The 14,282-nt window shown below is 35.8% G+C and carries 14 protein-coding genes; 10 read left to right on the top strand and 4 right to left on the bottom strand.

Features of this window, described 5'->3' with window-relative positions; translation table 11 throughout:
- Positions 1–16 precede the first annotated feature (16 nt).
- Genes recN through A9G17_RS07060 form a run of 5 tightly spaced genes read left to right on the top strand, consistent with a single transcriptional unit; the run spans position 17 to position 4,887 of the window.
- Positions 17–1,678 carry a DNA repair protein RecN gene (gene recN / locus A9G17_RS07040; protein WP_065738113.1) on the top strand — a complete coding sequence of 554 codons (1,662 nt, stop codon included), beginning with the start codon at positions 17–19 and terminating at the stop codon, positions 1,676–1,678.
- Between the two features lie 53 nt (positions 1,679–1,731).
- Positions 1,732–2,958, top strand: a complete 1,227-nt coding sequence (gene coaBC / locus A9G17_RS07045) for a bifunctional phosphopantothenoylcysteine decarboxylase/phosphopantothenate--cysteine ligase CoaBC (RefSeq protein ID WP_065738114.1) — start codon at positions 1,732–1,734, stop codon at positions 2,956–2,958.
- A complete protein-coding gene (gene dut, locus A9G17_RS07050) occupies positions 2,942–3,400 on the top strand; it encodes a dUTP diphosphatase (protein ID WP_025316822.1) in 459 nt (152 codons plus the stop codon). Before coaBC ends, dut begins: the two co-directional genes overlap by 17 nt.
- Entirely contained in the window at positions 3,397–3,990 is a 594-nt protein-coding gene (slmA, locus tag A9G17_RS07055) for a nucleoid occlusion factor SlmA (protein ID WP_065738115.1), read from the top strand. Before dut ends, slmA begins: the two co-directional genes overlap by 4 nt.
- Before the next feature lie 60 nt (positions 3,991–4,050).
- Positions 4,051–4,887, top strand: a complete 837-nt coding sequence (locus A9G17_RS07060; RefSeq protein ID WP_065738116.1) for a mechanosensitive ion channel domain-containing protein — start codon at positions 4,051–4,053, stop codon at positions 4,885–4,887.
- A 58-nt stretch (positions 4,888–4,945) separates the two neighbouring features.
- Here the strand turns inward: A9G17_RS07060 and cysE are convergent, their stop codons facing one another.
- Both cysE and A9G17_RS07070 read right to left on the bottom strand, forming a co-directional pair.
- A complete protein-coding gene (gene cysE, locus A9G17_RS07065) occupies positions 4,946–5,725 on the bottom strand; it encodes a serine O-acetyltransferase (RefSeq protein WP_373271502.1) in 780 nt (259 codons plus the stop codon).
- A gap of 170 nt (positions 5,726–5,895) precedes the next feature.
- Positions 5,896–7,131: an oligosaccharide MFS transporter gene (locus tag A9G17_RS07070; RefSeq protein ID WP_065738118.1), complete on the bottom strand. Its 1,236-nt coding sequence runs from the start codon at positions 7,129–7,131 to the stop codon at positions 5,896–5,898.
- Positions 7,132–7,331: 200 nt separating this feature from the next.
- Here A9G17_RS07070 and A9G17_RS07075 point away from each other — a divergent pair, with 200 nt between their 5' ends.
- Entirely contained in the window at positions 7,332–8,336 is a 1,005-nt protein-coding gene (locus A9G17_RS07075; RefSeq protein WP_065738119.1) for a LacI family DNA-binding transcriptional regulator, read from the top strand.
- Positions 8,337–8,384: 48 nt separating this feature from the next.
- On the opposite strand, the gene A9G17_RS07080 is transcribed toward A9G17_RS07075, so the two are convergent.
- A complete protein-coding gene (locus tag A9G17_RS07080) occupies positions 8,385–9,854 on the bottom strand; it encodes a glycoside hydrolase family 32 protein (protein ID WP_065738120.1) in 1,470 nt (489 codons plus the stop codon).
- Between the two features lie 320 nt (positions 9,855–10,174).
- Here A9G17_RS07080 and A9G17_RS07085 point away from each other — a divergent pair, with 320 nt between their 5' ends.
- The 4 genes from A9G17_RS07085 (at position 10,175) to bioB (ending at position 13,057) form a co-directional block, all read left to right on the top strand.
- The gene (locus A9G17_RS07085) at positions 10,175–11,134 is read left to right on the top strand and encodes an aminoimidazole riboside kinase (protein ID WP_065738121.1); all 960 of its coding nucleotides are present in this window, start codon (positions 10,175–10,177) and stop codon (positions 11,132–11,134) included.
- A 4-nt stretch (positions 11,135–11,138) separates the two neighbouring features.
- Entirely contained in the window at positions 11,139–11,699 is a 561-nt protein-coding gene (locus A9G17_RS07090) for a sugar O-acetyltransferase (RefSeq protein ID WP_065738122.1), read from the top strand.
- 98 nt (positions 11,700–11,797) lie between these two features.
- Positions 11,798–11,938 (top strand): maltose acetyltransferase domain-containing protein, encoded by a 141-nt coding sequence (locus tag A9G17_RS12870; protein ID WP_081301710.1) that lies wholly within the window; start codon positions 11,798–11,800, stop codon positions 11,936–11,938.
- Positions 11,939–12,013: 75 nt separating this feature from the next.
- Positions 12,014–13,057 carry a biotin synthase BioB gene (bioB, locus tag A9G17_RS07095; protein ID WP_065738123.1) on the top strand — a complete coding sequence of 348 codons (1,044 nt, stop codon included), beginning with the start codon at positions 12,014–12,016 and terminating at the stop codon, positions 13,055–13,057.
- Positions 13,058–13,101: 44 nt separating this feature from the next.
- On the opposite strand, the gene ispC is transcribed toward bioB, so the two are convergent.
- The gene (ispC, locus tag A9G17_RS07100; RefSeq protein WP_065738124.1) at positions 13,102–14,280 is read right to left on the bottom strand and encodes a 1-deoxy-D-xylulose-5-phosphate reductoisomerase; all 1,179 of its coding nucleotides are present in this window, start codon (positions 14,278–14,280) and stop codon (positions 13,102–13,104) included.
- Positions 14,281–14,282 lie beyond the last annotated feature (2 nt).

Here is a 14,282-nt window from a genome sequence, read left to right on the forward strand (position 1 = left end):
TATTTATTTAATTATTATGATAACTCAACTTACTATTAATAATTTTGCTATTGTCGATCAGTTGTTAGTTGATTTTACAACAGGGATGACCGCAATTACCGGAGAAACAGGAGCAGGAAAATCCATTGCGATTGACGCTCTAGGACTATGTTTAGGAAATCGTTCTGATGCCTCAGCGATTCGCAATGGGGCAAATCGGGTAGATATATCAGCAAGTTTTATACTGGATGACACACCCGCGGCATATGAGTGGTTAATAGAAAATCAACTTGATGAGGGTAATGAATGCATCTTACGCCGCGTGATTAATCAAGATGGTCGTTCTAAAGCGTTTATTAATGGTCGAGCCGTGCCCATATCCCAACTTAAAGATGTAGGGCAAATGCTCATTCAAATTCATGGACAACATGAACCTCAACGACTTTTACGCAGTGACTATCAGCAACTGCTCTTGAATCATTATATGAATGAACCAACGCTACTTGCACAAATGCACCAAGCTCATAAGGATTGGAAAACAGCCTGCCAAGCTTATCAGCAATATGAAACCACACGACAAGACCGTGAAGCACATCTGCAACTTTTACAATATCAATTAAAAGAATTAAATGAATTTTCGCCGATTGAAGGTGAGTACCAACAGATTGATGAAGAATATAAACGACTCTCAAACAGTGAACAGTTGATTAACCTTAGCCAACAGTCAATCATGATATTAGATGAAGCTGATGAATACAATGTTAGCAATTTACTTAGCAGTGTTAAAAACAGTGTACAACAGTTATCCGAGCTCGATCCAACCTTAAATAATATTCTTAACATGCTGGAAGAAGCAGCCATTCAAATAAAAGAAGCCAGTTATGAACTTCGTCACTACAGTGAAAGTTTAGAGATTGATCCGGCGCGCGTCATGCAACTTGAGCAACGGTTATCGAAGCAAATTGCATTAGCTCGTAAACATCATATTGCACCAGAGGCATTACCTGAATTACATCAAAATTTACTCAATGAATTTAAACAGATTAATCAACAAGATGAGCAAGGCGAACAGTTAAAAGCTGACATTAGCAAATATCATCAAATTGCCCTAGAACTTGCCACTAAATTACACCAAAAACGGGTAACGGTAAGTAAAACATTAGCTAAGAAAGTAACAACAATTATGCATGAACTTTCTATGCCAAATGGGCAATTGAGTATCGATATCACTTTTGACGAAAATCGATTAAATGAAAGTGGAGCGGATCAAGTCACCTTTTTAGTTAGCACTAATGCAGGACAAATTTTACAACCGCTCGCTAAAGTTGCATCCGGTGGTGAATTATCACGTATTGCCTTAGCAATTCAAGTACTAACAGCGCAAAAAATGGATACTCCAGCGTTAATTTTTGATGAAATTGATGTGGGTATCAGTGGACCGACGGCAGCTAAAGTTGGACAGCTATTAAGGCAACTTGGAGAATCGACACAAGTTATTACCGTAACACATTTACCACAAGTTGCTGGACAAGCTAATCAGCATTACTTTGTGAGTAAACAGACGAGTGGCAAACAAACCACAACAGATATGCAAAGATTAGATAAAAATGGACGTTTAAATGAGCTTGCTCGGTTATTAGGTGGGGATAAAATTACCGATGCAACACTTGCCAATGCGAAAGAGTTACTTATTATCTAATTTAATTATGGTAATATAACGCCTTTAATTTTGGATGGGAGAATAGCGAGATCATGAGTCTATCTGGTAAACATATTTTATTAGGGATAACTGGTGGCATTGCTGCTTATAAATGTCCTGATCTTGTCCGTCATTTAAAAAAAGCTGGGGCACAAGTACATGTCGTACTGACTGATTCCGCAAGTCACTTTGTTACGTCAATGACACTGCAAGCGGTTTCTGGAAATCGGGTATCCAATGATCTATTTGATCCATCGGCAGAACTGTCTATGAGTCATATTGAATTGGCAAAATGGGCTGATTTAGTATTAATTGCTCCCGCAACAGCAAATATTATTGCTAAAATGGCTAACGGCATTGCAGATGATTTATTATCAACGCTCTGTTTAGCAACCCCCGCCCCAATAGTCATCGCGCCAGCCATGAATCAGCAAATGTATAAAGCGGCTGCGACACAGCATAATTTATCAGTACTAAAATCTAGAAATACCTTAATTTTAGGGCCTGATAGTGGCTTTCAGGCTTGTGGTGATGTTGGCCCGGGCCGTATGCTTGAACCACAAACGATTGTGGAAAAAATTGAGAATTATTTTTCCACAACATCAACACTTACTGGGATCTCAATAACGGTTACTGCGGGTCCAACCATTGAAGAAATCGATCCTGTACGTTATATTAGCAACTATAGCTCAGGTAAAATGGGCTTTGCTATTGCCAAAGCTGCAGCTCAAATGGGTGCAAAAGTGACCTTAATTAGTGGTCCTGTTCATCTAGATACACCAAATAATGTCAATCGTATTGATGTAAAAAGTGCTAAACAGATGTATGAAGCAGCATTAAGTCATGCCCAAGAATCAACAATTTTTATCGCTTGTGCCGCGGTTGCTGACTATCATGCTAAAACAATTGCTCCCCAAAAAATCAAAAAAACTGATGATAATGATGAATTAGTTATAAAGTTAGTTAAAAATCCTGATATTGTTGCAAGCGTAGCGGCATTAAAGAATCATCGACCTTTTGTCGTTGGGTTTGCCGCTGAAACCAATAATATCAAAGATTACGCACTGAAAAAATTAACGACAAAAAACTTAGATTTGATCTGTGCTAATGATGTTTCAGACCAAACAATCGGGTTTAATTCTGAACAAAATGCATTAACTCTTTATTGGCAAAATGGAGAGCAAACATTACCATTAAGCAGTAAACAACAACTAGCATCACGGCTACTTGAAGCTGTGATAACACGATATAAAGCGAGTCATGATGAAAAGAAAAATTGATATTAAAGTATTAGACAAACGTTTAGGTAATGAATTTCCACTACCAACGTATGCAACTGAAGGATCCGCTGGTATTGATTTACGTGCCATGTTTGATAAAACGACTGAAATTAAACCAGGTGAAACTATTTTAACCCCAACCGGTTTATCAATGCATATTGCCGATCCGAACTTGGCAGCTTTGGTACTGCCTCGTTCTGGCTTAGGCTCAAAAAATGGTATTGTGCTTGGTAATCTAGTTGGTTTAATCGATTCGGATTATCAAGGCCAATTGTTTGTTCCTGTTTGGAACCGCAGCCAAACACCTTTTGTTATTGAAGCCGGTGATCGTATTGCTCAACTAATTATCGTACCTGTTGTGCAAGCAGAATTTAATATTGTTGATGAATTTACGGAATCAGCTCGTGGTGAAGGTGGATTTGGGCATTCGGGTAAAAAATGATTGTGAATAACAAAAATAAAAATCGCAAAGAAGATATCTTACAAGCATTGGCAACAATGCTTGAATCCAATGAAGGTACTCAGCGAATTACTACCGCCAAATTAGCTGCCACGGTAGGCGTTTCTGAAGCGGCGCTGTATAGACATTTTCCAAGTAAAACAAAAATGTTTGAAAGTTTAATTGTCTATATTGAAGATATTTTACTCTCTCGCATTAATATCATTATGCAAGATGAGCCAAATACCTTTACTCGATTAAAACTTATCCTTGCATTAATTTTAGGTTTTTCTGAAAAAAATCCAGGATTAACTAGAATTATGACAGGCCACGCATTGATGTTTGAGCAAGAACAGTTGCAAGAACGCATTAGTCAACTCTTTGAGCGAATCGAAACACAGATAAAACAAGTTATACGAGAAAGGAAGATTCGTGAAGGTGTTGCTTTTACTACAGATGAACGCATTTTATCTAGCCAATTACTTGCATTTTGTGAAGGTATGATGGTGCGTTATTCTCGTTCAGGTTTTAAATATCTACCTACAACTAATTTTGATACTCGCTGGACATTATTAGCTAAACAGCTCGTTTAATTTGTTTTTTAACTAGATATTTTACCGTAATGTCTATTACCGATTGATAAGGATAATTAAATGAATTTTGAAGATCTAATCAATAATGCCATTTCTATTATTGAAAAATATGATGGTGTAGTACTTAGTTATATTGCTCATTTTTGCTTTGCCATTCTTATTTTTATCATTGGACGAGCCATTGCTAAATTTGTCGCTCGTCAACTCAGAAAAATATTAACCAATCGTCATGTTGATCCAACAGTAGTTAAATTTGTAAGTTCTCTATCCTATTATGCCATTATTGTAATGACTCTGGTGGCGGTGTTGGGGCAACTTGGCGTACAAACCGCATCAATTGTTGCCATTATTGGTGCAGCAGGTTTAGCCGTTGGTTTGGCACTACAAGGTTCACTGTCTAATTTTGCTGCTGGGGTTATTTTAATTATTTTTCGTCCGTTCAAAGTGGGTGAAACCGTGATTATTAATAACCAAAAAGGGGTTATTGATTCGATTCAAATTTTTTCAACATCCATCGTTACGCCAACCAACGAATTAGTAGTAATACCCAATAGTCAGGTAGTGGGTGCCAATATTATTAACTATACAAGATTACCAGAAAGACGTTTAGATTTAGTTGTAAATGTTGGGTATGATTCTGACATTCGAAAAGTTTATCAAGTGTTAAAACAAGCTGTTGATAAAACCAGCAATATTTTAACAAAGAAAGAGCCGACTATTCGTTTGGATCAGCTAGATGCTTCATCAATGAATTTCAACGTGTTAGTTTGGACAACAAATGCCAATTACGGGCCAGTTAAGGCTGAATTACTTGAAAATATTAAAAATGGATTAACCGAAAATGGTATTAATATTCCATATCCTACAATGGATGTAAATCTAAACACCCAGTCATAATTTTCAATTAATGTATTCCGTTGTTAATCAGCAACGGAATACAAATCCCCTTATAAAACTAAATATCTTGATCCATATTTAATGCAGGTTTATCGCAGTCAGGGCAACCAACAATTTTAGCAGGAACGCCCGCAACTGTGGTATGTTTCGGTACAGATTCCAAAACAACTGAACCTGCGCCAATTTTAGCCCCTTTTCCAATTTCAATATTACCTAAAATAGTCGAATGGGCACCAATCATCACCCCTTCACGAATTTTAGGATGGCGATCACCATTTTCTTTGCCCGTACCGCCTAACGTCACTGATTGTAAAATAGAGACATCATTTTCAATAACAACAGTTTCACCAATGACAATACCCGTTGCATGATCAAACATTACCCCACAGCCAATCTTAGCCGCAGGGTGAATATCAACGCCAAACACTATTGCAATCTGACTTTGCAAAAAAATTGCCAATGATTTGCGATTTTGTCGCCAAAGCCAATGTGCGATTCGATAAGCTTGTAATGATAAAAAACCTTTATAATACAGAAGTGGGGTTGAATAATGATTGGTCGCGGGATCACGAATATAAACGGCTATAATATCACTTATCGCCGACTTAATAATATTCTCATCTGCTTGATAGGCTTGCCGAGCAATTTCACGAATTTCAATAGCGGGCATAACCTGCGTCAAAAGTTTATTCGCTAAAATATAACTTAAAGCACTGCCTAGGTTTTCATGATTGAGTAAAGTAGCATGGAAATAACTAGCAAGCATCGGTTCACTTTCAACCAATTCGGATGCTTCTTGTCGGATGGTTTGCCATAATAATTCAGGCTTAACAACTATTTTTGTATTGTTCACAACAAGTCCCTATATTAAACAGTATTGCTAACATTGTTTCGCAAACTTATGTAGGAAGCAAGTTTTGTATTCATTTATCCTAATTAAAAATCAAAATGGAAAGTAAATGTTCCCATTTTGATACTAAATAATACAGCATATCATACGTTTTGATATTATGGTTGTTTGGTTTTTTTATCATCACTTAAAGTAAATATTGCGATTATCAAAATAAATAACACAATACTTGCCAATACATAAAATGTTGTTGAATAACCTGTGTTATCAAATAATTTACCCACTAACCATGATAAAACAATCACACCAACATTTGATGAAATATTAAAGCCAACTAAATACAAAGTAGATGATAATCTTTCATCAAAATTACCTACCACGTATTTGAACACAGCTAAGATAAATAGTGGTGTTTCAATTGCATGAAACAGTTTAACTAACGAAATCAGATAAACATTGTCTAAGGTTGCTGATAATGAAATTCGGCAAATCATCACCATGGCCGCCACTAATAGTGATTTTTTTGCCCCTACTTTATTAATAAAGAAAGGTGCTAAAATCATACAAGCTGCTTCTAAAAATACCTGGAAAGAATTTAAATAACCATAGACTTGATAGCCATCTTCTGGTTTATCAAAGAAACTGGTATAAAAATTTGGAAAGAGTTGCTGATCATAAATAGTATAAAAGCTATTAGTACCAATGATAAAAAAGACAAATAACCAAAACTTTTTCATACCAAATAGAGAAAGAATTTCACTCATCGTTGGGATGGTTGGCTTTTGTATTACTGCTTGTGTTTCACTGTTCGCAGAAAACTCTTTTTTAGGTTTAAAAATTAAATTAATTGTGAAATAGATAGACGCAATGCCAGATGCCATCCAAAAGTTAATATGGGGATCGATACCAAATAAAATACCCGCTACAAAAGTTGCAGCAGCATAACCAAACGATCCCCAAAATCTTGCAGGACCAAATTCAAAACCAAACAATCGACTAATTCGTTCAATAAAAGAGTCAATCAAAGCGCATCCAGAAATAAAACCCGCACTTAACACTGGTGCACCAATACAGACACCTAACAAAAAATCATTTCGCAGTAACGGTTCATACACATAAATTAAAAACGGTCCAATAAGTATCATAACAATACTTTGAAAGGTAATTACCGCTTTGCCTATCTGTAATTTATCTTGAATAATGCCATAAAAAATCATAAAACACATAGCAGCAGCAGAGTTAGCTGCATAAACAATACCAAGTTGCTCACCGGATAAACCAATTTTACTTTTTAACCAAATAGCATAAAAAGACCACCAAAGTGACCAAGCGGCATAGAAGGTAATAAGATAACCTGACGAGAACCAATAATTTCTATTTTGCATCATATTCATGTTTATTACTCTTTTATTGTTGAAGTTTAACGTTAACATGTTAATGTTAACATTATTGTCATATTTGGCACGAAATAGATACAATCGATTATCATAATTGTTACTTAGCTCACACTTTTTATCATTAATTTTTGTGGTATCATCACATTTAAGCAATGATTGATAATAATTTTTATTATATTGAGCAAAAGGATCTAACTATGGCTTCACTTAAGGATGTTGCAAAATTGGCATCAGTATCATTGATGACAGTTTCTCGTGCAATTAACAATCCTGAAAAATTAAATAAACAGACATATCAACGCGTCAAACAAGCCATTGAGCAACTTAATTATGTCCCTGATCTCTCAGCCAGAAAAATTCGTGGCGATAACTCAGGCCCTTGTGCTATTGGCGTTTTAGCCTTAGAAACGGCAATGACACCATTTTCAGTAGAATTATTACAAGCTATAGAAAAAACTGCCCAAAATCATGGTTGGAATACTTTTATTGTTAATTTATTTGATGATAAAGATCCTGATCATGCAATTAATACTCTTTTATCCTATCGTCCTAACGGTATTATTTACACCACGATGGGACTTAGGAAAGTTGATCTTCCAGAAAAGCTGCTTGGCAAAAATATTGTTTTGGCAAATTGTGTTACTGACAGTGAAAAGCTGGCTTGCTATATTCCTGATGACTACACAGGCCAATACCAAGCGATGCAACAAGTGATACAAAAAGGCTATAAAAAACCGTTATGCATCTATTTATCAGAAAAAACATTAGCAGGTAAAACCCGTCGTAAGGGTGCAGAACAAGCTTGGCTTGATGCAGGTAAAAATTTAAATAAAATAACAAGTTATCATATGCCGATATTGGAAAATAATATCGCCCAAGAATATATGATGACAATTGATATCTTGAAACAACATTGTAATAACACACCAGATTTTGATGTATTAATTTGTGGTAATGATCGCATTGCTTTTGTTGCTTACCAATACTTACTTGGTCAAGGTTTTCACATACCCAAAGATGTGGCTATATTAGGTTATGACAACATGGTCGGCACTGGTGAACTATTTTTCCCACCGCTTACAACGGTTCAATTACCGCATTATGAAATAGGCGAACAAGCAGCGTTGCATATCATCAATGGTCAAACAGAAACAGAAATCAGCTATGTGGCTTCGCCTTACTTAGAAAGAAATTCTTTGTAACAAACATAAATAAATTGACCGCTATCAAGCGGTCAATTTAAGTACAAATTAAGCATAAATAGATTTTAGTTGCCAACTGTCAAGTTGAGTAATTTTGGCACTACCATTTTCTGCAAATAAATTTATTTGACGTTCTGCTGGTAATTTAGGATAGATACGACTAGAAAGACTATACAAATCATCATTAACAAATACTTCAACCGATGATGCATCAATAAAAACATGTAATGATAGTTTTTTCGTTTTTGGTAGTGGCACACTACGATAGCCTTTTAACTCAAGCCCAGAAAGACTACGATCAAGAACAATACGTTTTGATTGTAAATCCACATATAACAATGTTGCTTGTTCACCATTTTTGGTTGCCGATAGCTGCAAACCAAATCGTTCTGCTGTACTTTGTGATAAATCAAACTCAACATTGAGTTCACAACTAATGGATTGAATATGGGTATTTTTCAGTTCATTATTAAGGATTATTTCACTTAATGACTGTGGTTGTTCACGCAGCGCTGCTAGCTCTTTAATTGGACGATTACGAACATTATTGTTGCTATCCAATATTAATTCACGAGGAAGCGTAAATGAACCCATCCATTTATCTTGTTTACTTGGCATACTCGATTCCCACATATCCATCCAAGCAAACACAATGCGTCGTCCATCAGCAGCTAGAAACGATTGTGGTGCATAAAAATCATGACCAAAATCCATTTCTTGAAATGGTTTAATTATTGAAAACTTTTTACCTGGTTGCCAATCACCAACAATATAACCAGATTGAAAACGATTTCGATTCTGATAGCCTTTAGCTTTCATACCTTGTGGTGAAAACATTAGAATCCATTTATCACCAAGTTTGAAAAAGTCAGGACATTCAAGCATATAAACATTAGGATCGATATCACTTACAACAACATGGTCGAATGTCCAACTTTTAAGATCTTTTGAATGATAAAGTAAAATTTGTCCAACATCATTTGTATCACGTTGTCCAACAACCATCCACCATGTATCATCCTGTAGCCAAACCTTAGGATCTCGAAAATGCATAATACCGCTTTCTGGTACAAGTATGGTTCCATATTTTTTAAAATGGATCCCATCTTGACTGGTTGCTAAGCATTGAGATTGAGAAATTTTTTCATCATTACCTTGACCTGCTAACCAAATATGACCGGTATAGATTAAGTATAACTCGCCATTATTGTCGACGGCCGAACCAGAAAAACAGCCATTTTTATCCCAATCATCACCCGGTGCGATAGCAATAGGTAACCTTCGCCATGTCACAAGATCATCGCTAACAGCATGACCCCAATGCATGGGTCCCCAATTTTCATCATAAGGATGATGCTGGTAAAAAGCGTGGTATTGACCTTTAAAATAGATCAAACCATTGGGATCATTCATCCAGCCAGATTGTGGGGCTAAATGAAAATGTGGATAATATTGTTTGTTCATCACTTTCTCTAGTTTTTTCACAGCTAAATTAGCTTTATCAACGGCTGTAGACATAAAACCCCTCTTTTATCCAGTATTACATATCATGATTAATAATACTACTCTAAATAAATTGTTAACGTTAACTATTAATGAAAAAATAGATGAAATTTGTGATGAAAGTCACACATTTTTAACGTTAACAATGAATTTTTCAGCAAATGATTTAGTCTATAACTAATTTTAAAGAAGATTTTTATTAATTATCATAATAAACTGCACATCAACTATTTTGTTAACAAGATAAAAGATGGCTAATTTCACGGAATTTGGCAATAACCTATATTTATACTAAGCTAAATTACCGTAGCAACTAACTATAATCGAGTAAAAAAATGAATAATACTAAAGTTTGGTCTCTTGGGGATGCTGTTATCGATTTGTTGCCATTTGGTGATATGAATTATCAAGCTTGCGCTGGCGGTGCACCGGCTAATGTTGCAATTGGTGTATCCAAATTAGGCCTACCTTCCGCTTTTATTGGTCGTGTGGGTAACGATCCATTTGGTCACTTTATGGAAAAGACTTTCCGTGAATATAAAGTTGATTGTCAGAGTCTTGAAAAAGATGATCATCATAGAACCAGTACTGTAGTTGTAGATTTAGGGCATAATGGTGAGCGTAGTTTTACCTTTTTAGTTTCACCGTCTGCTGACCAATTTTTATCAGAACAGGCAATTCCTAGTTTCAATCAAGACATATTACATTTTTGCTCTTTAGCGTTAGTCGGTCATACCTGTCGAAAAACATTAAAAACGGCTATCGAAAATCTTACTGCTAAAAATGGTTTAATCAGTTTTGATGTTAACCTTCGTGAACAAATGTGGGAAAATAAAGATGAAATGCGCACAACCATTACTCAATTTTGCCATGATGCCGATATCCTCAAATTATCAGACGAAGAACTTTTTTGGCTAACTGAAAGCAATGACTGGCATATTGCCTTAAATAAATTACAACAACACTATAATGCACCACTAAAACTGGTCACTAAAGGCAAGGATGGAAGCATTGTGTTATGGCAAGGTAAAATATTCTCTTTTGATTCATATCATGTTAATAGCGTTGATACAACAGGTGCGGGAGATGCTTTTGTTGCGGGTTTACTTAGTAGTATCGCTTCATCAGGTATGCCTGAAGATAAATTAATGTTAGAAAGTATGATGACCATTGCCAGTGCCTGTGGTGCCTTAGCCACCACCAAAAAAGGGGCATTAACAGCACTACCTGATAGCGCATTTTTGCAATCATTTATAAGCGATAATCCCGCTTTATGTGCTAAACAAATGGCGTAATAAAATGACAGAAAAAGAGAAGATGTTAGCAGGTTTGTTATACGATCCTTGTATCAATTTACTTGCTAAGGAACGGCTTTATGCGCAAGATATCTGTTTTCAATTAAATCAATTATCACCATTGGCCGAAAACCAACGGCAACGTCTTTTTGAAAAACTACTAGGAAAAACAGGGCAGCAATTTACAATTATGCCAGGGTTTCAATGTGATTATGGCTATAATATCGAAATTGGCGAAAATTTTTTCGCTAATTTTAACTGCATTATGTTAGATGCAGCCAAAATTTCATTTGGTGATAATGTGCTGGTGGCACCCAATTGTGGCTTTTATACCTCAGGACATCCAATTGATAGCCAAACTCGAAACAGTGGCTTAGAATTTGCCAAGCCAATTACGATTGGCAATAATGTTTGGATTGGTGGCAATGTAATTGTATTACCTAATGTTACAATCGGTGATAACTGTGTTATTGCAGCAGGGAGCATTGTTGATCGTGACATACCAAGTAATGTGGTTGCAATGGGTAGCCCTTGCCGTATACATAAAACATTAAAAGAGTATTAACAGCACTACTTGATAGTGCATTTTTGCAATCATTTATGAGCGATAATCCCACTTTATACGCTAAACAAATAGCGTAACAAAATGACAGAAAAAGAAAAATGTTAGCAGGCTTATTGTACGATCCTTGTATCAACTTACTTGCTAATGAACGGCTTTATGCGCAAGATATCTGTTTTCAGTTAAATCAACTTTTGTATAGCAAAAGTGCATTAACGACCTTTTTATGTCAACTATTTTAAATAAAAATAGTTGACAATATAGGGTTATGTATTATGATGCATACAGATTTATGTTGATTCTTAAAAGGATTTTCTATGTCATTAAATGCCATTCGTCATGACTGGGTATTGTCTGAAGTAATGGATATTTTTCAATTACCTTTTAATGATCTTATTTTCAAAGCACAAACCATACATCGACAATATTTTGATGCAAATAAAATACAGGTTTCTACCCTGTTATCAATAAAGACAGGTGCTTGTCCTGAAGATTGTAAATATTGTCCGCAGTCTATCCATCATGATACTGGCTTAGAAAAAGAAAAATTACTTGAAGTACAAAGAGTAATTGAAGAAGCGAAAGCAGCCAAAGCTGTAGGCGCTACACGCTTTTGTATGGGCGCTGCTTGGAAGCATCCGACAAACCGAGATATGCCTTATCTCTTGGAGATGGTAAAAGGTGTTAAAGCCCTAGGTATGGAAACATGCATGACTCTGGGACTATTATCCCAGCTACAAGCTTACGCATTAGCCGATGCAGGTTTAGATTTTTACAATCATAATTTAGATACTTCGCCTGGGTTTTACCAGCAAATAATTACCACACGTACCTACAGTGAGCGTTTACAAACATTAGCTTATGTAAGGGAGGCTGGTATTAAAATTTGCTCGGGTGGTATTTTGGGTATGGGTGAGACATTAAAAGATCGAGCCAATTTATTGATTCAACTTGCTAATTTAGACCAACACCCCGAAAGTGTTCCTATTAATAATTTAGTCAAGGTTAAAGGGACACCGTTAGCAAATGAAAAAGATATTGAACCATTTGATTTTATTAGAATGCTTGCGGTCGCTCGTATTATGATGCCTAAATCTCATATACGCTTGTCAGCAGGAAGAGAACAAATGAATGAGCAAATGCAAGCATTGGCTTTTTTAGCCGGTGCTAATTCAATATTCTATGGTGATAAGTTATTAACTACATCCAATCCTCAAGTCGATAAAGATAATGCTTTATTTTTTAAATTAGGTATTAGTCCAGAAAAGAGCCAAGATTATAGCGATGAGGTACATAAAGCTGCTATTGTGCAAGCACTTACTGAGCAAGCACAAAATAATCTATCTAGCGATAATTTCTAAGATTGAAATATAAGAGCATTAATTTTAAATTTTAGGTCGTGTTACTATAATTTTGAGCAGATTTCTCTTGCCCACAAATCAATAGCAAATACGTCTTCAATCGTTGTTGGCTCTGGAAAAGTAAGCTTTTCTAAAACCTTTGATACCTGCTTAGCAATGTCCATAAAACCGATTTTATTTTCTAAAAATGCAGCTACGGCAATTTCATTAGCGGCATTCAATGCTGTTGTTGCTGCTTGACCTTGATTAGAAGCATCAATGGCTAATTTTAAGCATGGATAGCGATCAAAATCAGGCTGATTAAAAGTAAGTGATGCTATTTTAGTAAAATCTAGCGGTGGAACAGTCGAATTAATACGTTTAGGATAAGACATTGAATAAGCAATCGGCGTACACATATCAGGTACACCTAATTCAGCAATCACACTACCATCTTGATAACGAACCATTGAATGAATAATCGATTGAGGATGAACAATAATCTCCATTTCCTCTGGACTTGCATTAAATAACCAGCGTGCTTCAATGTATTCAAGTCCTTTATTCATCATGGTTGCAGAATCAACCGAAATCTTTTTACCCATTGACCAATTCGGATGTGCAACCGCTTGTTCTGGCGTGACAAATGCCAACTTATCAATAGGAAAATCTCGAAATGGACCACCCGAACCGGTTAATACAATTTTAGTAATACCATGATCGGCTAAATTGGCAAAACCTAGATCTTGTTGAACTGATGCTGGTAAACTTTGAAAAATGGCATTATGTTCACTATCAACAGGTAATAACTGAGCACCATAACGTTTAACAGCCTGCATAAATAAATGACCGCAAGTGACTAACGATTCTTTATTGGCTAACAAAATACACTTACCTTTTTTTATAGCAGCAAGCGTTGGTTTTAACCCCGCAGCACCAACAATTGCAGCCATAACCTGATCAACTTCAGGTAATTGAGCTAAATCACAAATCGCTTCATCGCCAGAAAAAACATCAATATCTAAATTTAAGTTAATTAGGTTGGCTTTAAGTTCATTTGCGGCATATTGATCAGCCATAGCCACATATTTTGGTTTAAATTCTTGGCATTGCTGTGTCATTTTGACAACATTTTTACCACCGACTAACGCATAAGCCTTATATAAATTCGGATTTTGTCGAATAACAGCTAAGGTACTGCAACCAATTGATCCCGTTGAACCTAAAATTGTAATATTTTTCATAA

The organism is Gilliamella sp. wkB7 (assembly GCF_001693435.1).
GTDB lineage: Bacteria > Pseudomonadota > Gammaproteobacteria > Enterobacterales > Orbaceae > Gilliamella > Gilliamella apicola_N.